The following is a 22,547-nucleotide window of genomic DNA, read 5'->3' on the forward strand; positions in this document are numbered from 1 at the left end:
CTTAGCAAGTTTTCTTTCATAAATATAGCCAGAAAACATCGGTACAATAGGGATAAGCGAACACTTAAAGCCATAATCCATGATAAAATGCGACAATTGTTGAATCATATATAAACACGTGCAAGAAAATTTAAAAACATCAGACCATTCAAATACCGTCATGCAAACAGTGGAAACTGCTGTTACAGATGCCAAAGCACAAAATGTGAAAGTTTTGTCTGTTAACCACTTAACGTCAGTGACTGATCATTTAGTGATTTGTACTGGTAGCTCTAATCGTCACATGAGGCATTTGGCGGAAGAGGCGATTAAAGCATTGCGAGATGCAGGTTTAGAAGTCTTAAATACCGAGGGCATGGATTCCAGTGACTGGATTATTGTTGATGCTGGAGATGCGGTGTTGCATGTCATGAGTGAAGAAGCTCGCGGTTTTTATCAATTGGAAGGGCTTTGGGACATTGCAGCTACGGATGAAGCATGAAGCTTCGCTTGTTGACGCTGGGTCACAAGATGCCCGATTGGGTGGGTGAGGGTTTTGAACTTTATAATCAAAGATTACCTCATCACCTCAAAGTCAATTTAGTTGAAATCAATGCGGTAGTACGCCAAAAAACCCAAAGTACTGCGCAAATAAAAGCCATCGAGGCTGAAGCCATTCAAAAACAACTGCAGCCCGGTGATTACAATATTGCCCTTGATGAAGCTGGCCAATTGATTTCAACGAAAGGCGTGGCACAAGCCATGGCTGATTGGCAAATGATGGGGCAAAATATCAACATCATCATAGGTGGTGCCGATGGCTTAGATCACAGCATCAAGCAGGTGGTGGACAAAACGTGGTCTTTATCTCGATTGACCTTTCCTCATCAATTGGTCCGAGTAGTCATAGCAGAACAAATCTACCGAGCGCACAGCCTGTTAACCAACCACCCGTATCACCGTGAATAAAACTGATGCGGCAATCATCTTGGCCTCTGCCTCTCCAAGGCGCAAACAATTGTTGGCACAAATAGGTGTCAATTGTCTTTGTCAACCTGTGGATATAGATGAAACGCCATTTGAAAATGAACCAGTGGTTAAATATGTCAAACGGTTAGCCAAAACGAAAGCAACGGCAGGTTGGGAACAAAGTGATAAAAGCTTGCCAGTTTTGGGTGCCGATACCATTGTCGTTCACAACAATCAATTAATGGGCAAACCACAAAATAAAACACAAGCGGTTGCCACATTAAAGCAATTGTCTGGTCAAAGTCACTATGTTTACTCTGCCGTGGCGGTTGTTTCTAAAGGTAACCACCGCTTGGTCATCAGCCAAAATGAAGTGGTGTTTGATGACATACCTGCGGACATGATTGAATCCTATGTGGCATCTGGTGAGCCAATGGACAAAGCAGGCAGTTACGGCATTCAAGGCATGGCGGCACTTTGGATTAAAAAAATCACTGGCAGCTATTCATCGGTCATGGGTTTGCCCTTGTATGAAACGGGTCAAATATTGAGTAAACTCGATATAATCACTGTCTATAACCCACAAACAGATAAGTCGGATCAAAATGTCTAAAGAAATTTTAATCAATAACAATGGATTTGAAACCCGCGTCGCTTTGATTGATGGTGGGCTGACCACAGAGTTTTGGTTGGAACGGAAAAAGCAGTCTTCAATTGTGGGCAACATTTATAAAGGGCGAGTACAAAAAGTACTGCCTGGATTACAGGCAGCATTTATTGATGTGGGTTTAGAAAAATCCGCCTTTATTCATGTTTCTGATTTTGCTGAAATTGAACGGGATGTTGATAAAAGTCAGGATGTGATTTCATCGTTGCTCCATGAGGGTCAAATGCTGGTGGTTCAGGTCTATAAAGACCAAATTGGAACCAAAGGTGCGCGGGTGACGACACAAGTGAGTATTCCCAGTCGTTACTTGGTGATGATGCCCAATGCGCCTGAATTGCTGGCCATTTCGAGTAGAATTGATGATGAAGAAGAGCGGGCTCGATTACAAGAAGATATGAAATCGATCAATGAGTCCAATGATGAGTTTGGCCTGATCGCTCGGACCAATGCCGAATTAATTCCACAAGATTTGTTAGAACATGATTGGAAGTTTTTAAAAAGACTTTGGAAAAAAGTGGCTGAAAGAATAGCAAATCAAAAAACACCGTCACTTATTTACAGTGAATTTTCATTGGCTAAGCGTGTGGTTCGCGATCACATCAATGAAAATTTGACTCAAATTACCGTTGATTCACATGACATACACTTGAAAGTGAAGAAGTTTGTTGATGATTTTGCTTTTGAATGGCAAGGACAGGTGAATTGGTATCAAGGTTCTCGTCCTTTGTTTGATCAATTCAATGCAGAAGATGAAATTGAGCGAATTTTAAGCAAAAAAGTGCCGTTGAAATCTGGTGGAAACTTGGTTTTTGATCAAAATGAAGCGATGACCACAGTGGATGTCAATACGGGACAGTTTGTGGGTTATAAGTCATTGGAAGACACCGCATTTAAAACCAATTTAGAGGCCGCACAAGTGATAGCCAGACAACTGCGCTTGAGAAATATTGGTGGCATCATTGTGATTGATTTTATTGATATGGCTGATGATTTACACAAAGAGCAAGTGCATAAGACCTTAGAAGAGTACCTGTCTCAAGATACGGCACGAACGAATGTTCTGGGGTTTACTGCGCTGAATTTAATGGAGATCACACGCAAAAGAACCACTGAGAATATTCGTGACGTGGTTTGTGAGCCTTGTAATAAATGTCATGGCTCAGGATATATTCAGACCATAGAGTCAAACACATTCAAATTATTCAGAGAAATTTCACGTTCTGTGAAGCAGTTTAAAGCCAGTAAGATCATGGTCATTGCGGCCCCAAATTTAGTTGAATACATCATAGATGAGCATTCAGAAACTTTGGCTGATATGGAGGAAAGCTTGAACAAAAGGATCAGTTTGCAGGCTGAAGACAGTTATGGGCGTGATCAATATGATGTGGTGTTGTTGTAAATGACACGAACCGGCAAATACCATTGGGGTTTTAAACTGTGGGTCAAAGCCCGTGGTTTGATAGCCATTGCCGTTGTGTTTGTGGGTGTCCTGGTCGGATTAGCAACTCTGTTGTTGCCGTTTGAAGGCTTATATAAAAGCCGTCTCGAAAATTTTTTATCTGAACAATGGGATCTTGATGTTTCTGTGTCAGAAATTTATGGGTCTTGGAAAGGCTTTGGCCCCAGTTTTCAGCTCAAAGGGTTGGTGCTAAAGGGTAAGCAAACGGTTGAGGTGGCAGATACCAACCTGTCGTTGAATGTTTATGAGTGGTTATATCCTGGTGGAAAAACAGGCATTAATTTAAGCATCAGTCAAGCTGATTTGGCCATGGTTCAATCAGAGAAGGGTCATAATTTAACCATCAATAATGACAAAGATGAAGCCAAATTCACATCAATGGTCGATAATATTTTAACTACTGGTGTACTCAGTGTGAGCGAGCTTAAGTTGAATATTACTGATGACCAAGGAAATGCTTTACTGACGGGTTTAAAGGCGGCTTTTGTATTAGAACAAGACGATCAAAATCGCGCCATGTCATTGACAGTTGGCCTTGAGGAAAAACCTGAACTTGTGGTTAAGAGTATTGGCCCCAAAAACAAACAATTAAGTAAAGATGCACAGTGGCATGTGCAATTGAGTGACCTCGATTTATCTCAGTTTAACGAATTGCAAGGTGGTGGATTTTTGCCTGCTGTTGTCTTAAATGGTGAAGCATGGTTAAAAACAAGTGGTGGTGTTATTGAGTCTGCTACCGCAGTTATCAACTGGCAGTTGCTGTCCATGTCAGGATCATTAACTTGGGTGCATGAAGGCGGTAATCAACAATGGATCAGTCGTTTTAAATTAACAGAATTGAAAGCGGCCAATCAATCATTCACTGATATTAATGGACAATTGAACAGAGATGGTGCTTACATCACAGCAAAATCTGATAACTTCGACCTGAATTGGTTGAATCAATTGATGTCGGCTCAGTTTTCACAATGGCCTGACTTTGAAGTGAAAGGCACTGTAGTTGAGCCGAAAGTGGTTTATGGTTTGTCAGATGCCAGTTGGCAGCAAGGTGATATGTTGTTTGAAATTGATGCTTTGACTCATGATGATTTTGCATTCTCTCAAATAGGCGGCGAAGCGAAATGGGACAAGCAAACATTAGACATGGTGATTGAAGGCCGTGAAGGTTTTTTTGAAATGCCAGCCTTTATTCGTGATCAGTTGAAGTGGTCCACGCTGTTGTCACAAGTCAGTATTTCGCTCAACAAGCCTCAACAGACGGTGTCAATCAATCAGTTTTGGTGTAATTGCGGTGACTTTCTTGCTGATGCACAAGGACAGTATTGGGCTGAATCACAAACAGGTGCTGATGACGCTAAAATGTTGCAGCTTCAAGCCAAAGTGGAAGCTGTTGAAGTGAGTGCTTTACACAAATATTGGCCACATCAAGTATGGAAGCCAAAAACCATTGAATGGTTAGACCAAGGATTAAAGTCAGGACAAGTAACCACTGGCTATTTGTTTCAATTTGGACAATTGGTGCCGAAAGCTTTTGAAAGTGGATTGGCGCATTTTATTTCCCGTGCATACCTCGATGATGTTGGTGTCAAATTCAACCCCGAATGGCCGGAAGCAACAAACTTAAGTGGTGCGGCTGTTTTTACTGGTTTGGGGTTTGATGTTGATGTCACGGGTGCAAAAAGTCAAGGCATCAACATGACTTCGGCTGATGTCACCATGGCATCGTATAAGCAGGCGTATATTGATTTGAATTTAGCGGCTGAAGCACAAGGTAATGCCTTGTTTGAGTATTTAAATCAGACACCCATCACCCAGAATGTTGGTTTGAATGAAAACATGACACTTTCAGGTAATCAACAGGTGTCATTAAAATTTGATGTCCCGCTACAAAAAGATGTGAAAGTGGTTCCTAAAGGTCGGGCAACGTTTAAAAATGCAGGGTTCAGTACTGAGCATTTGTCATTATCTCAATTAAATGGTGAGGTTAAAATTGATGGCTTTGATTTAATAATCGATGACATGAAGGCTGAGTTGTTAAAAAATGACGTTGAAATTTCAGGTGTTATACAAACACAAACATCAGAAGGAGTGAACATAAATGTGGATTTGGTTGGCGGGTTATCTGCTGCTGAATTGCTGGCTCAACAACAAATTGACTTACCTATTCACGGCTTGTCTGAATGGATCATAAATATCACCAATCCAGAGGCGCAGCTGCACATGGATCTTCAGTCTGATTTGGTGGGTACGGTGGTTGATCTGCCGGCGCCATTGAATAAAAAGGCAGAAAGCAGCAAGTTTTTCAAATTGAGTTGTGACCTGCCATGTAGCCAATCAGTGGTGGCTTTGAATTACGGTAATGAAATTGTCAGTCAATTATCAGCCGATGTTGGCGGATTAAATATTGAACGACTGCTATTTAAAAAGCCACTGGAAACAAGCAGCCAAGAGGAGCTTTTAGGTGGTTACATTCGTTATTTAGACATTGACAGTTGGTTGGCTCAAGTTAAACAGTGGAGCCAACTTAGTGATGAACCAGACGCAAATACAGCTGCGAAAAACCTTTGGCCTTTACCTGATAAATCATTCAGCTTGGTCGTTGAAGACATGTTGTTCATGGCCAGAAGATTTGAAGATGTGAAGCTTGATATTTTGAGGCTGTCAGATGGTTACCAGATAGACATTGACAATCAATCTATGAAAGGTCGATTGGTTGTGGCAGATGACTTAAGCACCAAGGGAGTGGTTGCTGATTTTGAGTACTTGAATTGGAAAGAAGCTCTGGTAGAAGATTTGGCTTTGTCAGCAAAGCGTGCTGAAAAATTCCCAGATTTACATATTTATTCAGAGAATTTTAGTTATCTGGGTATACCTTTTGGTGAGTTGCGTTTAGAAATGAGGAATGTCATTGATGGCATGCGGGTAGAAACCATGTCCATGGTTTCAGATGTCAGTAACATTCAAATATCAGGGGACTGGGTGGCTTCGGGAGCAGGTGGCCTCGGAACATCTGATTTTTCAATTGTCATGACTTCTGAAAAGATTGCTTCTTTTTTACAAAAAATGGAATTTGATGCACCGATCAGTAATGCACAAACATTGATTCAGTTATATGCATCTTGGCCCGGTACGCCATCGATGTTTGATTTGAAAAACATCAATGGTACATTGAACCTGAAAATGGGTGAAGGCGAAGTGTTAGATACCAAACCTGGGTTTGGACGTGTACTCGGATTATTCAGTTTGACCAATTTGCCCAGGCGTTTGTTGTTAGATTTTAAAGATGTGATGGCAGAAGGCTTGCACTTTGATAGCATGGAGGGCCGTTTTGTTTTGAATAATGGTTATGCAGAAACCGATGACTTTTTAATTAAAGCCTCAGCGGCTAATATAAAAGTCAGGGGGTTGACAGGGTTTGCGGACAAAAGCTACCTTCAAACCATCATTGTTGAACCACAAGTTGGAAAGACTTTTCCTACCTTGGGTGCCATTGCAGGAGGTGCCGTAGGTGCTGCTGCCGGCTTTTTTGTTCAAGGTTTATTAAATAAAAAATTAAAATCCAGTAATCGGATCAGTTATCAAGTAACTGGGACTTGGGATGCGCCCATCATTGAGGTCATAGAAGATGAATAAGAAAACTATAGCCAATGGCTTTTATTTTATTTTTACCGTATTATTTTGTGCCTATTTGGCCTATCAGGCTTATGGTTATTCTGTGGCCTATGAAAACCAGATTGATTCGTTGTCACAGCAGCTTGATGCGAGTACGAATGCCAAAAGTAAAGGTAAGAAATTCTTAGAAACCATCACTTTTAATTGGTATTCAGGCTATTCAGAAGAGGTTGAAGCACTCGAAGCGAGCAAGGAAGTCAGTGAACGCATGGATTGGCAAGCTCAAAAACACACCAAGTTATTTGTGGCTGTTTTGGTTTTGATGCTGATATTACATATTTTTATTAAAAGTTTATGGTCATTATGGGCTTTATTACTGGTAACATCCCTGGCTTTGGTGACAGGTTGGTTTGCACCTATTTTGGCCATTGTTGCCTACCAAGATTTGCCTGTGTTAGGACAAACAGTGTTCCAGTTTGAGTCTAAAAGCATCGTTTCGGCTTTACATAAATTGTATGAATCTGGTCAAAATGGTGTGGCTTTGGTCATCTTTTTGTTTACCATGGTTGTACCGGTGTTGAAAACGATACTTAAAGCGGTGTTGCTATTCAGCCAAAACTTACATTTTTCGAAGAAAAGCATAAGCATACTGAAGGCCATAGGAAAATGGTCCATGTTAGATGTGTTTGTGATAGCCATTTTGGTTACATATTTTTCTACCAAGTCTGGAGGGGCGACAGATGCTACTTTACAGATTGGTGTTTACTTTTTTGTGGCTTATGTAATAGCCTCAATGATTTTAACTTCTCTTATTAATGGACATACGAATGACAAATTCTCAAGTCAGTGATTATTTTTTAAACGACAACGGTTTGGCCGTTTCTGATTTAGAAACTTTATTGGCTCAGGCCATGCAAACGGGCGGCGATTTTGCCGACTTGTATTTTCAGTCTTCCAGGTTGGAATCTTGGGTTTTAGAAAATCAACAAGTTAAATCAGGCAGCCACAGCATTGATAGGGGTGTTGGTGTGCGAGTTAATGAAGGCGAAAAGACTGGCTTTGCTTATACCGATGCTTTGAACTTAAAAGACATTTCATCTGCTGTGACCACGGCTCGCAGTATTGCCAGGGCGCAGGCAGATGTTGCAGGTGTTAATTTAAAGTTCAATGACAAGAGCGGTTTATACACCCCAGAAGATGTATTAACGGGTACAGAAAATCAGGCCATTATAACGTTGTTGAATGAGATGGATGTTTTGGCTCGGAAGCAAGATGTGAGGGTCAAAAAAGTGATATGTTCACTGGTGACTTCTCAAGAACAAGTGCTTGTTGCTGCCAGTGATGGCACGTTGGCGACTGATATCAGACCGATGGTTAAGTTGAGCATCCAAGTGATCGTCTCTGATGACAAAGGTCGTATGGAAGTTGGTTTTGCCGGTGGTGGTGGGCGTGTTTTGTTGTCTAAAGTTTTTGAGGCGGGTTTTGCTGAAACATTTGTTGTCCAAGCGGTTAAATCTGCTTTGATAAATTTAGAAGCAGTGGCAGCACCTGCTGGTGAGATGCCTGTGGTGTTGGCTTCTGGTTGGCCTGGTGTTTTATTACATGAGGCTGTTGGTCACGGTTTAGAAGGAGACTTTAACCGCAAAGGTTCATCTGCTTTTTCAGGGCGGGTGGGGGAGCAAGTGACTTCATCTGCTTGTACCATTGTAGACAGCGGCATCTTGCCTGATCGACGCGGGTCCTTGTCTGTTGATGACGAAGGAACGCTTTCACAAGAAAATGTATTGATTGAAAATGGTGTTCTGAAAGGCTATATGCAAGATAAATTGAATGCCCGCTTGATGGGTGTTAAACCAACGGGTAATGGCAGGCGTGAATCATTTGCTCATTTGCCCATGCCTCGAATGACTAACACATATATGCTGGCAGGTGAATATGAACCTGATGAAATCATATCTTCAGTTGAAAAAGGGCTGTACGCGGTTAATTTTTCTGGTGGTCAGGTAGACATCACCAATGGTAAATTTGTTTTTTCTGCATCAGAAGCTTATTTAATAGAAAATGGTAAAGTTACCAGACCAGTCAAAGGCGCTACGCTGATTGGAGATGGTCCTGCAGCCATGCAACAAGTCAGTATGGTCGGTAATGATTTGGCATTTGATCAAGGTCTGGGCGTGTGTGGTAAAGATGGCCAGAGTGTTCCTGTGGGCATTGGTCAACCCAGCTTAAAGATAGATAAATTGACGGTAGGTGGAACTCAAGTTTAAAGGATTTCATCTGTATTATGCAGAGTGCCGCTGTCGTAAGCTTTCATGAACAATGACTTTGTTAGATGATTTAGAATGGTAACAAGCTTGATCTGCATGGTTGATTAATTCATTGATTGATGTGTCATTGTGTGACAAGCCTGAAATACCAATGCTTACACCCACATTAAAAATATTGTCTTGGTGAGTGAATGGTTTACTGCCAACACTGTCCTTGATGTTCTTGGCAATGACAATGGCCCTTTGTAATGTTGTATTTTCTAAAAATACAGCAAACTCATCGCCGCCCATGCGAGCTAAAGGGTCGTCTTTTCTAAGCTGTCTTTTAATTCTTGAGGAAACATTTTCTAAAATTCGGTCACCAATTTGGTGGCCGGCCTGGTCATTGACAGCTTTAAAATTGTTTAAATCCATGTACAGTAAATAGCCGTTGGTCTGATTTTGAAGTGCTATGGTTAAGTGCTTTTCAAATGCAAATTTATTCAGTAATCCAGTTAAGTAATCTTTGTGTGCTAACTTTTTAAGCGCAGAGTTTTGGGCTTTTTCCTTTGAAATGTCGTTGATGGCGGCAACAAAATACAGCGGTGTTCCTGAATAATTATGAATCAAAGTGGTGTGTGCTTTATAAAAACTGTCTTGGTTTTTAGATTCACTGAATTTAAATTCAAAATCTTGGTGTTTTCTGTTGTTTTTTATAGAAATTAAGCGACCATGGTTGCCCTGGTTTCTAAGAATTTCAAAAAAATTTAAACCTTTAATGGCATTGTGGTTACCGTTAATAAGTCGTAAAAACTGTGGGTTGGCATGAATCAGGTCTCCATTCAATTTAAATTGAACATAAGCAAGTTGGCTTTTATTGAAAGTGGCTTGATATAACTCATCATTTTCCGTGATTTTGTTCATTGTTTTTTTAAAAAAAACAAAAATAACAGTTCCTAATAAGCAAAAGATTATAGCAGTGATGGCTGATAAGGCCGTGTCAGTTTGTTTGGCTAAATTGATGAAGGCCTGTTCAAAATCCTTTTCAGCTTTTAGCATATTTTGTTGGGTGCTGTTGATGTTATTGAGTATCGAGGTTTTAATCGCGGGGTTTGATTCTGATGAATAATCATGGACGAGCTGTTCTAGTTTAACGACCAAGATGTTGGCATTGTCCCAAATGGCAAATGCTTTTTGGCTTTGATTTAGCCATGAAAAATAACGGGATAGGTAGACGATTTTGTCTGTGTTGTAACTGTCTGCACCAATGGCAGTTAAGGTGGACTTGGCTTGATCAAAGGCTTTGTTATCTAAATGTTTTTTCGCTGTGATCATGCCTTTATTAAATGACAAATGGCGATTGAATTCTTCTAAATGAATATCGTCTTTTGTGTGCTGAAAGCTGATGAAAGACTGGAATGCACTTCTTTGTGCTTTGGCCCAATTGCCTTCTTCGTCCACGAACGCCCTCATGGCTGACTGAATACTTGAAACCTGAATGTTGACAGCAATGGCGGCCAGTACCAAAAGCAATACAGCAAAAAAAACACCTTTAACTTGCTTCGAATGGTTCATGAATCGTCTCTTTATTGGCTTACAATCCCTTATAAGTCATTTTATAAAGGCAAGGATTTTAATCTAAATGTTGAATTTTGATTGTGATTTAAATCACATTATTGATTGTATTACTAGGCTTTTCTTTGGGATTTAGATTCGTAGGCTGCAGTATCTGCTTGTAACATCAATTGTTTGCTGCTCAGTGTGCTGTTATCCGTAGCTGCCAAGCCAATGCTGATCCCGATATGAAAAGATTGGTCTTGGTAGGTGATTAAATGCTGTTCAATCGATTTGGTGATACCTGTTTTTATTTTCTCTGCAACTTGTAAATTGATGTTGCTTACAAAGGCAGCAAATTCATCGCCACCGATTCTGGCAACCATGTCGTCTTTCTTGAAACTCAAACGCAAAACTTGAGCCACTTCTGTCAATGCCTGATCGCCTGCTGCATGGCCCGCTGTGTCATTAATGACTTTAAATTTATCTAAGTCCATATAAAACAGCACGCCAGTTTGTCCTTCTTTTACTGCATTTGACAAGTGGTTTTCGAATGCAAATTTATTAGATAACCCCGTTAAATAATCATGGTGTGCCATTTGTTTTAACTGTTCATTCATGGCATGGAGTTCACTGATGTCTTCAATCATGGCTATGTGATATAACGCCAAGTTTTGTTGGTTGAATATTTTAGTGATGGTGGCTTTCAACCACAAAAGCATTCCTTTCCTGCTTTTGATTTTAAAATGATAGCTGAATGTTGGTTCATCTGGGCTGAGTGTGTTAAGAATGTCAATATTTTGAGGTTGGTGGTTATCGTGATTCTCAAGTATGTCTTTGACATTTCGGTTTTTCATGTCTTTTGTGGTTACCGAAAACATGTCACAAAATGTTTGATTCATTCTCTGAATTTTTCCGTTTAAACTTAATTGAATGATACCCACATTGGCATGGTGGAACGTGGCATGATAAAGGGCGTCACGTTCATGAAAAGCATTGAGTGCTCTTTTAATGCCTAAATACAACATCAGCCCCAATAGGATGTAAATGATGGCAGTAAGCCTGAATGTCATTTGACCTATCCATGTAGTGACCTGCCTTACTGCATTTTCTAATGAACTTTCTATTGGGCGTGCTTGGTTATAGGACTTTTCAACTTTAGACTTATGAATCTCTATGATATGTTTGGGAGCTTTATTGGTGATGGCCTGTTGCGTTAATTGGGCTACAGAATGAAATTCATAAATCTTTTGATTGGCCAGTTTCCAGTTATAAAGCAGCTGTTTTACTTGGGGTATGTTGTAAAAAAAGCGGTACAAAAACGACATGTCTGACATGTTGTTAGGGTGGATGCTGGTGTGCTGTAAACTTGATATGCCTTTTTTATACTCACCTTGCTCGAATGCGATCAAGCTCTGTCTGATGTCTAAGCAAATTTTGATGTGATCCTCAAATTTTTTGAAATCAGATTTATTATGAGAGTCAAAATAGTCGTCAAGGGCATATTTTGCTTTGGTGTGTGCCAATGTCCAATGGCTATTGGAACTGACAAATGCCTCAACGCCAGCATGGGTTTTTATGATCATAAAAGTGATGAAGCTGATACAAAACACTGCAAACATAATCCACAGCATGATTTGCATTAAACTTTTATATATTGAGGCTCTGGGTTCCAATTTTTATTGTTCTGATTTTTTAATTAGTATAGTGATTTTGCACACAAATTGAAACTTATTGTTTGGCTGGGTGTAGGAACTCATATATTTTTAATGCAACATTTTCACTGATGCCATTGATTTTTGTTATGTCTTCTAAGCTGGATTTTTTTAACCCTTGCATACCGCCAAAATGTTTTAATATCGTGTCCCTTCTTTTTTGTCCAATGCCAGGGATGTTTTCCAAAGCCGATGTTTGACGTGACTTTTTAAACGCTTTTCTGTGGTTGGTTATGGCAAAGCGGTGTGCTTCATCTCTGATGTATTGAATCATGAGTGACAACAGTCCATGTTTCTCAGGTTTGATGAATTGACTGCTTTCAGGTAAATACAGGCGTTCTTCTCCAGCCGTGCGGTTGTCATCTTTAGTGACGCCCAATACTGAAATGGCAGTGATGTTTTGTTCAGCTAATATGGTTAAAGCTTGGTTAACTTGCCCTTTGCCGCCATCGATTAAAAAAATGTCTGGAAAACCTAATTGGTGTTTATCAATTGAAGCGAGTCTTTTTTCAATCACTTGTCTCATGGCTGCATAATCATCACCACCTGTGATGTTCTCAATGATGTATTGGCGATATGCCTTTTTATCTGCACCTTCATCATTAAACACGACACATGACGCTCGGGTGTGTTCACCCATTTGATGGCTGATATCGAAACACTCTACCCTTTTGGGAGCTTGTGATAGTCCCACTTCATTTACCCAGGTTTGCCATTTGTTTTGCCATGTGGCAAATTTATTGGCTTTGATAGCCAATGCATTGCGGCAGTTTTCCTCGGCCAATTGTAACAGTTGGCGCTTGGCGCCTCGTGGTCTGGTGATGATGGAAACCTTTTGGTCCAACAATTCACTTAACGTCTGTTGAAGTTCGCTTTGGTTTTCCGGCTCTAGATTACAAATCAGTTGTGACGCCATGTTTTTGTTTTCCACATACAAACTGATAAAAGCAGCCAGAAAACTGTTCAGTGGTGTCTCCTTGGGTGTGCTGGGTATATGATTTCGATAGCCTAACAGCTGCCCGTTGCGAACAGTAGCTACGGTAACCATGTACACACCCGCTTGTTGTGCTGCGACCATCACGTCTACATTCAGTTGCAGGTCATTTTCTACAAACTGTTTTGATTGAATTAATCGAATGGCTTGAATTTGATCACGAAACTCACCGGCTTGTTCGTAACGCTGTGCCTCTGCCGCCTGTTCCATTCTTGATATCAATTCTTTCACGACTTGATTAGAATGACCTTGGATAAAATCAAAACTGTACTTTAATTGTTTTTTATAGTCTTCTTTGCTGACCAGGCCAACACATGGTGCAGTACAGCGGTTAATTTGGTGTTGTAAACAGGGGCGTGAACGGTTTTCAAAAGTGCTGTTGTTGCATTGCCTGACTTTAAAGGTTTTTTGGAGAAAGTGTAGGGTTTGACGAACGGATTGGGCGCTGGGGTAAGGGCCAAAGTACCTGCCTTTGGCTTTTTTACTGCCACGCCTGAATTCTATTCTGGGAAAACTATCTTCACCTATTGATGCATAGATGTAAGGGTAACTTTTACCGTCTTTAAGTAATACATTGTATTTTGGTGTATGTTTTTTAATCAGTTGATTTTCTAAAATCAGGGCTTCAGATTCAGATCGTGTCAAATGGTGCCGCATGTTGGCAATAGATTGCACCAGTTTCATTGTTTTGTTATCTTTGGCTTTACCATTAAAGTAACTGGCCACTCGACTTTTCAACGACCTAGCTTTACCCACATAAATAATTTCACCGTTAATATCTAACATTTGATAAATGCCAGGTGCTTGGGGTAGGTCCTTGATATATGACTTGGCGTCAAACGTCATTTTAAACGCAGTTCCCAAGCAGCATACAATGCATCCCAAAATGGTTTGAGTTCATTTTGACAAGATTTCTGGGTAATTTTCTCTATCGACCGTTTAAGTCTATTGATGTTGTTGAGCTGCCAACTTCTTTTGGGATTTCTGGTGTCACTTTTATCAAAGTCAATCAGGTAAATTTGCTCATCATTGATTAAAATATTGTTGGCATTGAGGTCAGAGTGAAAAACGCCGTGGTTATGAAACTTGGCTATAATTGAACCTACATGTTGCCACATTTTTAAACTAAAATCTGTCTCGGAGAGTGATTGAGCAAACGTGTTTTGGTGCTGTAGTTGTTCCATGATCAGGTCATTGCGATAAAAACATCCATGCTTTATCACCCGTGCTGCAACCGCTACAGGTGCGGGCAATTTCCATGATTGTAATTGTAGTAATAATTTAAATTCTTTAATGGCGCGACAGTTTTCAATACCCGTCCATAGGTATTTATCTTTGCTAATTTTGGCATACATGCCGCCACGGAAGTAATGTCTCAGAACCCATTTCCCATGTTCAGACTTGACCACCCAAGCAGAACCCCTGCCTGAATTGGCGCCTAATAAACGGCCTTGGTTGAGCCAGTGTTCTTGATCGAACCATTGGGTTTCAATTTCACTTTCCAGTTTAGGTTGGCAAATCAGCCATTGATTATTTTTTTTGAACGGTTTCAAACTCAGCACACTCAGTACAGTGTAAAATGGGCTATTTTAAAGTAAACAAGAGATGACAACAAATCATCTGAGTAAACATTTATCAGACCCACAAAATATTTGTATCTTTAGGCTCAGTGCCATTGGCGATGTAACCCATATGGTGCCTGTAATAAAAACGCTTCAGCACAGGTTTCCCAGTTGTAAAATTACTTGGATAGTAGGTACGCTGGAGCATAAATTACTGGCTGGTTTGAAAGGTGTGGAATTTATTGTGTTCAATAAGTCATCAGGATGGAAAGGGATAAATGGACTCAGAAAGGCGTTAAGTGGACGAAGGTTTGATGTTTTATTGCAAATGCAACTGTCTATGCGTGCCAATTTATTGTCATTGTTGATTTCTGCTAAACGACGCATAGGGTACGACAATCATCGCAGTAAAGAGCTACATTCGTGGGTGATTAACGAATCTATTCCTTATCTAAAAGACATTCATGTGCTGGATGGGTTTATGCAATTTGCCACTTATTTGGGTTGTCAACAAAAGGTACTGGATTGGCATATTCCGGTTGATGAAACAGATGTGCTTTTGGCCAAGCGCATTATGAACCCAGAAAACATGTCTCACCTAGAGCCTTCACACAAAAATGTATCTGTCGATGACGTTTTACAAGGCAAAAGAAATTTTGAATCCATTCATCAAATCAACACGGCTGATGCGCCACACAAGACAAAAGTCATTATCAGTCCATGTTCAAGTCACAAGTTGCGCAATTGGTCAGTAAAAAATTATGCGGCGTTGTGTGATCATTTGGTTCAAAAGCATGACGCTCAAGTGCTGTTGTGTGGCAGTCCTGCTGCAAGCGAAAAAGCATTCATTTCTGAAATTGAGCAAGCTTGTCATGTTCCTGTATTGAATATTGCTGGCCAAGATACGTTGAAGCAACTGTTGTGCTTGATGCAGATGGTTAATTTGGTTGTGTCACCTGATTCAGGGCCTTTGCATATGGCAGGTAGTGTGGGTACGCCGGTTATTGGTTTGTTGGCGGCAAGTAATTACAAACGTTCAGGCTCGTATCAATTTCCAGAGTTTACGGTTGATGCTTATCCCGAAGCATGTAAAAAGTTTCTGAATAAAGACGTTGACGATGTGAAATGGGGCACCAAAACTGAGTTTGAAGGCGCCATGGATTTAATTAAAATCAGCGATGTAACTGATAAGGTGGATCAGCTGTTATCAAAATAAATGTCAGCAATGCCATTTTATGTGCTTGGATAAAGTGTCAACCATTGGGTTAATTTCCATACCCATAATGCGCATAAACCTAAAGTTAAGCCCATAGCTAAAAACTCTTTGATGAACTGTTGTGTGACTTGCCAGTTTATGGCGTTTCTTGCTTGCCACAAAAGCGCACAACATAGGCCAAGGCTCAAAGCACATAATATCCACCATGGTAAAACACTCATGGTCATGATCAGCAACAATGAAAGCGTGGTGGTGAAAGTGATATTTGATTTATTGATGGTCTGCATTTTGGTTTATGTATTTTGAAGTACGGTCTATTAAATGCTTTCAATTTCTCAAATTATGAGAATGCAAAATAATACTTCTGAACATTTATTCAATGTGACAGTAGTTCACTTGAAATCAAACGGTCGTTTGTTTACAATCATTAACATGTCTAAAGCCAAAAAAATATTAAAAGAAGTGTTTGGTTACGATGCATTTCGTAACCAGCAACAAGCCATTGTTGATGCCGTTATTGGCGGTCAAGATGCATTGGTCCTGATGCCGACTGGTGGTGGTAAATCTTTATGTTTCCAAATTCCAGCGATTGCAAGAAAGGGTGTGGGCGTGGTGGTTTCACCTTTGATTGCATTGATGCAAGACCAAGTTGATGCCCTGTGCCAATTGGGTGTGTCAGCTGCTTACATAAACTCCACATTAAGTGCCAGAGAAATCGAGGCAGTTAAAGCGAAAGCCACGTCTGGTGAATTAGAAATGTTGTATTTATCGCCTGAACGTTTGGTGGGTGAAGAAATGCAAGCGTTCTTACACACCATTGATGTCGGGTTATTTGCGATAGATGAAGCGCATTGTGTGTCTCAATGGGGGCATGACTTCCGAAAAGAGTACCAAGAGCTTTCTTTGTTGCATAAGCAGTTTCCTGATATCCCACGTATTGCGCTGACTGCAACAGCTGATCAGCGTGTCAGAACTGAAATCATTAAAGAATTACAGTTAGATAATGCTGAAGTGTTTGTGTCCAGCTTTGATCGGCCGAACATCACTTATGCGATTGAAGAACAAACCAATGGAAAGCAACAGTTGTGGCGATTCATTAAAGACAACCACCCTCAAGATGCAGGTATTGTATATTGTTTGTCTCGTCGAAAAGTGGAGTCGGTGGCTGAATTCTTGGTTAAAAATGGCCGAAAGGCTTTGCCTTATCATGCCGGTTTATCAAATAAAGTCAGGCATGCCAATCAAGCCAAGTTTTTGCGTGAAGAGGGTGTGATTATAGTGGCAACCATTGCTTTTGGAATGGGGATTGATAAGCCTGATGTGCGCTTTGTGGCACACTTTTCTATGCCTAAAAATATTGAGTCATATTATCAAGAAACAGGTCGTGCAGGTCGTGATGGTTTGGTTTCTAATGCTTGGATGGCATATAACTACCAAGATGTGGTGATGCAACGTCAATTTATTCGTGACTCAGATGCCGGCGACGAACACAAAAATGTGTTGCATGAAAAGTTAGATGCTTTGGTTGATTTGTGTGAACAGTTGGATTGTAGGCGTCAAACACTGGTTCGATATTTTGATGAGGACATGCCAGAACCTTGTGGAAATTGCGATAATTGTATCAACCCACCAGAAAAAACAGATGCTTCAAAAGAGGCCCAAATGGCCATGTCTGCGATTCATCATACAGGTCATAAATTCGGCATGATGTATTTGATTGATTTGTTGTTGGGAAATGACGATGATGAGCGTGTTAAAGAGTTTAAACACGATGAGCTTTCTATTTATGGTATTGGAAAGGATCATGTTAAAACTTGGTGGCGTCGTTTATATCGACAGTTGGTCAGTAAAGGCTATATCGATGTGGGTGAAGAATACAATTCATTGCAGTTAAATCAAAAATCTAAGCCCATCTTGCGAGGAGAAGAGTCATTCTATATCCGTGACGTGGTGAAAGCGGTCAATAAAACCAAGAAAAAAGAAGAAGTGGACCTGGGTAGGCATGACCAAATTCTATGGGGGGCTTTGAAAGAGTTAAGGACAAATTTGGCCGCCGACCAAGGTGTGCCACCTTATGTTATTTTTTCAGATGTTTCTCTGTTAGAAATGGTCAAAAAAAGGCCGATAGAAAGTGAAAAATTCATGTATATTCAGGGCGTAGGGGAATACAAACTGGCCAAATACGGTAAACAGTTTATACAAGTTATTAAAGACAACCCATTACCTGAAAAGCTAGATAACCGTTTAGATGAAGCGGTCAATGTGACACTGGACCATTTTTTAGAGCACAAAGATGTAGAAACTGTGGCTGAAATTTTGGGCATCAACTTAAACACAGTTTATATGCAGTTATCACAGGCGATTGCTGTCGGATTGGTGGATAAAAAAGACGTTACTGGCTTGGATGAAAATGAAATTGAATACATCATTCAGACTGCAGAAATGACTGAATATTTAGAAGATAAGAAGCTTAAGCCTGTTTATGATGCTTTAGAAGGCATGTATGATTATGGCACGTTGAGGTGTGTGTTGGCAGAGCTTGAGTGAATTAACATTAAATATCACCAATGGTGACTGTGCTGTTGATGCTTTAAGTCAAGCTGGTGTTATTGGCGATATTTTACCATGGCGTGATGTCTTGCATATTGGGCCGTTGTTACCAGGTGATTTAATGGGACGCTTTGAGCAATCACGCGTCCTTTTTTTATCTCAGTATTTTAAGCTCCCAGCCAGTGTGGTCAGCGAAAAATTCAAATCAAGACACACATTATTAAACGACCTGAATCAATACCAAACCATCAGATTGTGGTTTGAACATGATTTATACGACCAGCTTCAGTTGATTCAAATTGTGGCATTTCTTGCTGAGTGCTGTGATCCAGAGCAACTCAGGTGGGTGGTAACTGATCATTTTATCGGTCCGGCGCAACCAAGTGAGCTTCATGAGTTATTTCGATTTGATCGTCCGGTATCAAAAAAGTGTATAAAAATGGCACCTAAGTTATGGCAGGCATTAACTGATGACAACCCCATGTCATGGTCTGCACTCGATCACGTTGAGTTAAGTGCTTGGCCTTTCATTTCACAAACTTTAGCACGATTAATGGCGGAGTTTCCTGATGTCAATACCGGTCTGAGCTTGACACAATGGTTGCTGATCAGTGCCTTATCAACATCTCCCATGTCGGGTGCCACATTGTTCAAAGCCTACAATAAGCTAGAGTGGGCTCAATTCATGGGAGACAGTGTATTTGAGAAGGAGCTTGCTGCATTGACAACGGCAAAATGTCCGCTGTTGTTCATAAAAAAAGACCATGGCTGCTGGATAAAAAATGTATTTGAATTAACGCCATTGGCCAGAGATGTGATGGTGGGAAAGAAAAACCATGTCAAACTGAATGGTATTGATCGTTGGATTGGTGGTGCACACTTGAAAGAAAACAGCTGTTGGTGGTTTAATAATGAAGTGAATCAATTGGAGCAGTAAGGTGAAATACCAAAATCAGATTACCATTAATGCCAAGCGTGATACCGTCATTGAGTTGTTGGACAACCCTGAAAACATGAAGTTTTGGCAGCGAGGTTTGGTTTCTTATGAACTTTTAGGTGAGGAGCAGATTGGAGTAGGGGCTCAGATGAAATTGAACTACAAAATGGGTAAACGAGATGTGGAGATGCTTGAAACCATCGTTACTTATGATTTACCTGAGCGATTTGACGCGATATATGAAGCCAAAGGCGTCTGGAATTTGGTGGAAAATCATTTTGCAGAACAAAACAATGGACAAACCGTCTGGACTGCCGATTGTGAGTTTAAGTTCTCAGGCTTTATGCGCGTCATGTCATGGGTGATGCCAAAGTCAATGTTTCAAAAGCAGTCTTGTCAATATTTGGAAGATTTCAAAAAGTTTGTAGAGTCTCAACAAGGTGGATAAGGCGCAAGAGGGCGTTGCTGCAAGTGAACCAATGGTGGCTCACGCCATATTGGTGGTTTTGGGCTTGTTTGGTTTGATTGCTGCCGGAATGGTTTATTTGCCACATGCGTTGCAAGTGGTTTTATTCTTTGCTGTTGTTTGGGTTTCTATCCATGCAAGGTTGTTGGGTTTTGATGTCAAAGCAATAAGGCAAATGATGAATCAATCATTGAGCAAGGCTTTACCGGCTTTTTATATATTTTTGTTAATTGGAATGGTGATTGCTTCATTGATGAAAAGTGGCACCATTGCGGCATTAATTTACTACGGGTTGTCTTGGTTGAGCCCAGAATTGTTTTTACCGATTGGTTTTGTTTTGTGTGCACTGATGTCATTAGCAACCGGTACATCTTGGGGAACAGTAGGCACTTTGGGTCTGGTGTTTGTTGGCATGGCAAGCGCTGTAGGTGTGCCACTATACTGGGTGGCTGGCATGGTGATTTCTGGTGCTACCTTTGGAGACAAGATGTCACCAATTTCTGACACCACTAATTTGGCTGCCATGAGTGCTGATGTTAATTTGTACTCGCACATATCATCAATGCTTTATACGACGGTGCCGACTTTTGTTATTGTTTTTGTTATTTACTTAACCGTTGGTTTGGGTTTTGAGTCAAATGCAGTGGTTTCTGAAAATGTATTGAACATGAAAGCGGCCTTGGCTTCATCATTTGAACTGTCACCATGGGTGACCTTATTGCCAGTTTTGGTATTGTTTGTACTCAGTTTTATGCGATTTTCGCCAGAAGTCAGTATGGTCAGTGCCGTTTTTACGGCCATGTTTGTGGCCATGGTATGGCAGCCAGTGACGTTTCAAGAGTTCAGTCAGGCTTTGTGGAAAAATTCGCCAGTTGACATTGGTCATGAAACTTTGAACCAGTTATTAGGCAGGGGTGGTTTGTATGCCATGGCATGGACTTTGATTCTTGCCATATTGGCCATGGCTTTGGGTGGCGTTTTACATGGTGCTGGTTTCCTTAAAGCGGTGCTACAAGGTTTTGTTGCTCAAATTAAACGGGCTGCACATTTAGTGACTGTTACTATTGCAACTGCTTTTATGTCAATATTGGCTTTAAGTGAAGGCTATGTGGCCATTATCCTCAATGGGCAGGTGTTTTCTAAAGCTTTTGATAAATTAAGTATTGACCGCAAGGTGTTGTCTCGTTCTTTGGAAGAGGGGATTACATTGACTGCTGGGTTGATTCCTTGGTCAGTGGCTGGGGCATTTTATACAGGCGCTTTAGGGGTTTCGGTTTTGGATTATGCGCCTTATGCGTTACTCAATTGGTTAAACCCTTTGATAGCAGTCGTGTTTGCTTATTTAGGTATTGGTTTGTTCAGGCACAAAGGTTTAATGCAGGATAGGTGAAGCATTATTTGGATAGCGAATAATTTGGTGCTAATATGTGGCGCCATTAAAATAAGAAATACCTGAGGGAACCATGAAAAACATCCGATCAATAGTGGCCATATTGTGCTGCTCAACTGTTTATGCCAATGATATAGAAGGCACCGTCCAAGGCGGGGCATACTCCCACGGTCATCAAGATGCCTTTACTGATGCTGATCATTTTAAGCACAAAACACAATACACCCAAGACCGTGATAACCTGATCAATTCAGGCAAGTTGTCCATTAACCGTGGTGGCTTTCAGCCACAATTCATCATGCCTTTGCGCACAACGAACAATGACCCTGGCTTTTTTGGTGTCAGCAATTATGTCGATCAAGATCCGGTGTTCAATGGCAATGTTGAAGATTTCTTTTGTGGTGCCAGAACCTATGACTTGAGTAACTACAACCATAAGGGGATAGATTTTTTTACTTGGCCTTATGCTTGGGACAAAATGGACAATGATGAGGTGGAAGTGGTTGCGGCAGCTGATGGTGTGATCACAACCAAATTAGATGGCAATTTTGACCGGAATTGTGATTTTTCTGACCCTAATTGGAATGCCGTTTATGTGACTTACAATGACGGGTCCTATTCATACTATGGCCACTTGAAAAATGGCTCACTCACCAGTAAGCAGGAAGGAGCCTCTGTTGTAGCGGGTGAATATTTAGGTGTGGTGGGAAGTTCTGGGTCATCAACTGGTCCCCATCTACACTTTGAAACTTATGATTTAGATGGAAATTTAATTGAGCCATACAGTGGTCAATGTAACAGGATGAACAATGACTCTTGGTGGCTGGATCAAGAAGCTTATCGCGAATCTAAAGTGAATAAGTTAGCCTCGCATGATGTTGAACCTGATGAATTAAGCAGCTGTCCGACTAATATAGATATGCCTAATTATCAGGATGATTTTGATCCAGGTGATACGGTCTACTTGGCGGCCTATTACAGAGATCAAGAACTGAACCAATTATCATCATATTACTTATTAAAACCTGATGGCAGTGAATTTGGGAGTGCTTGGCACCATAATTCTCCGGATACTTATAATGCTTCATATTGGTATATCACGAGACAGTTACCCAATGATGCGGAGCCGGGTGCTTGGACTTTCAGGGTAAACTACAATTTAAATACATATGAGCATGTATTTTACGTGGGTGATTTGATTTTTGAGTCTGCTTTTGAAAACTGAAGACTG

Annotated in this window: 18 protein-coding genes; 13 read left to right on the forward strand and 5 right to left on the reverse strand. The window is 40.7% G+C overall.

Annotation, left to right across the window (positions count from 1 at the left end; genetic code table 11):
* The first annotated feature begins 118 nt into the window (after positions 1–118).
* The 7 genes from rsfS to tldD are packed head-to-tail and all read left to right on the forward strand — an operon-like array spanning position 119 to position 8,953.
* Positions 119–481: a ribosome silencing factor gene (rsfS, locus tag FET73_RS07095; RefSeq protein WP_218944288.1), complete on the forward strand. Its 363-nt coding sequence runs from the start codon at positions 119–121 to the stop codon at positions 479–481.
* Positions 478–948 (forward strand): 23S rRNA (pseudouridine(1915)-N(3))-methyltransferase RlmH, encoded by a 471-nt coding sequence (gene rlmH / locus FET73_RS07100; RefSeq protein ID WP_154223254.1) that lies wholly within the window; start codon positions 478–480, stop codon positions 946–948. The genes rsfS and rlmH overlap by 4 nt, the downstream gene beginning before the upstream one ends.
* Positions 941–1,561 (forward strand): Maf family nucleotide pyrophosphatase, encoded by a 621-nt coding sequence (locus tag FET73_RS07105; protein WP_179952158.1) that lies wholly within the window; start codon positions 941–943, stop codon positions 1,559–1,561. Before rlmH ends, FET73_RS07105 begins: the two co-directional genes overlap by 8 nt.
* Positions 1,554–3,014 (forward strand): Rne/Rng family ribonuclease, encoded by a 1,461-nt coding sequence (locus tag FET73_RS07110; protein ID WP_154223255.1) that lies wholly within the window; start codon positions 1,554–1,556, stop codon positions 3,012–3,014. The genes FET73_RS07105 and FET73_RS07110 overlap by 8 nt, the downstream gene beginning before the upstream one ends.
* Positions 3,015–6,707 (forward strand): YhdP family phospholipid transporter, encoded by a 3,693-nt coding sequence (locus tag FET73_RS07115; RefSeq protein ID WP_154223256.1) that lies wholly within the window; start codon positions 3,015–3,017, stop codon positions 6,705–6,707. It abuts the gene before it with no gap.
* Positions 6,700–7,536, forward strand: a complete 837-nt coding sequence (locus FET73_RS07120) for a paraquat-inducible protein A (RefSeq protein WP_154223257.1) — start codon at positions 6,700–6,702, stop codon at positions 7,534–7,536. The genes FET73_RS07115 and FET73_RS07120 overlap by 8 nt, the downstream gene beginning before the upstream one ends.
* Positions 7,514–8,953, forward strand: coding sequence for a metalloprotease TldD (gene tldD / locus FET73_RS07125; RefSeq protein WP_179952159.1), 1,440 nt, complete (start codon positions 7,514–7,516; stop codon positions 8,951–8,953). Before FET73_RS07120 ends, tldD begins: the two co-directional genes overlap by 23 nt.
* Before the next feature lie 15 nt (positions 8,954–8,968).
* On the opposite strand, the gene FET73_RS07130 is transcribed toward tldD, so the two are convergent.
* The 4 genes from FET73_RS07130 to FET73_RS07145 form a co-directional block, all read right to left on the reverse strand.
* Positions 8,969–10,507, reverse strand: a complete 1,539-nt coding sequence (locus tag FET73_RS07130) for a sensor domain-containing diguanylate cyclase (RefSeq protein WP_154223259.1) — start codon at positions 10,505–10,507, stop codon at positions 8,969–8,971.
* Positions 10,508–10,620: 113 nt separating this feature from the next.
* Positions 10,621–12,129, reverse strand: coding sequence for a sensor domain-containing diguanylate cyclase (locus FET73_RS07135; RefSeq protein ID WP_154223260.1), 1,509 nt, complete (start codon positions 12,127–12,129; stop codon positions 10,621–10,623).
* 88 nt (positions 12,130–12,217) lie between these two features.
* Positions 12,218–14,041, reverse strand: a complete 1,824-nt coding sequence (gene uvrC, locus FET73_RS07140) for an excinuclease ABC subunit UvrC (RefSeq protein WP_154223261.1) — start codon at positions 14,039–14,041, stop codon at positions 12,218–12,220.
* Positions 14,038–14,748, reverse strand: a complete 711-nt coding sequence (locus FET73_RS07145) for a 3-deoxy-D-manno-octulosonic acid kinase (RefSeq protein ID WP_179952160.1) — start codon at positions 14,746–14,748, stop codon at positions 14,038–14,040. Before FET73_RS07145 ends, uvrC begins: the two co-directional genes overlap by 4 nt.
* Before the next feature lie 52 nt (positions 14,749–14,800).
* Between FET73_RS07145 and FET73_RS07150 the strand changes: the two genes are divergently transcribed.
* Positions 14,801–15,973, forward strand: a complete 1,173-nt coding sequence (locus FET73_RS07150; RefSeq protein ID WP_154223263.1) for a glycosyltransferase family 9 protein — start codon at positions 14,801–14,803, stop codon at positions 15,971–15,973.
* 17 nt (positions 15,974–15,990) lie between these two features.
* Here FET73_RS07150 and FET73_RS07155 read toward each other — a convergent pair whose 3' ends face one another.
* Positions 15,991–16,260: a hypothetical protein gene (locus FET73_RS07155; RefSeq protein ID WP_154223264.1), complete on the reverse strand. Its 270-nt coding sequence runs from the start codon at positions 16,258–16,260 to the stop codon at positions 15,991–15,993.
* Between the two features lie 61 nt (positions 16,261–16,321).
* Between FET73_RS07155 and recQ the strand changes: the two genes are divergently transcribed.
* The 5 genes from recQ (at position 16,322) to FET73_RS07180 (ending at position 22,541) form a co-directional block, all read left to right on the forward strand.
* Entirely contained in the window at positions 16,322–18,520 is a 2,199-nt protein-coding gene (recQ, locus tag FET73_RS07160) for a DNA helicase RecQ (RefSeq protein WP_246172693.1), read from the forward strand.
* On the forward strand, positions 18,513–19,460 hold the full coding sequence (locus FET73_RS07165; RefSeq protein ID WP_154223265.1) for a DUF1835 domain-containing protein: 948 nt from the start codon (positions 18,513–18,515) through the stop codon (positions 19,458–19,460). Before recQ ends, FET73_RS07165 begins: the two co-directional genes overlap by 8 nt.
* A 1-nt stretch (position 19,461) precedes the next feature.
* A complete protein-coding gene (locus FET73_RS07170; RefSeq protein WP_179952161.1) occupies positions 19,462–19,908 on the forward strand; it encodes an SRPBCC family protein in 447 nt (148 codons plus the stop codon).
* A complete protein-coding gene (locus FET73_RS07175) occupies positions 19,901–21,316 on the forward strand; it encodes a Na+/H+ antiporter NhaC family protein (protein ID WP_218944289.1) in 1,416 nt (471 codons plus the stop codon). Before FET73_RS07170 ends, FET73_RS07175 begins: the two co-directional genes overlap by 8 nt.
* A 73-nt stretch (positions 21,317–21,389) precedes the next feature.
* Entirely contained in the window at positions 21,390–22,541 is a 1,152-nt protein-coding gene (locus FET73_RS07180) for a peptidoglycan DD-metalloendopeptidase family protein (RefSeq protein ID WP_154223266.1), read from the forward strand.
* Positions 22,542–22,547 lie beyond the last annotated feature (6 nt).

Origin of the sequence: Marinicella rhabdoformis (assembly GCF_009671245.1) — a bacterium.
Taxonomy (GTDB): domain Bacteria; phylum Pseudomonadota; class Gammaproteobacteria; order Xanthomonadales; family Marinicellaceae; genus Marinicella; species Marinicella rhabdoformis.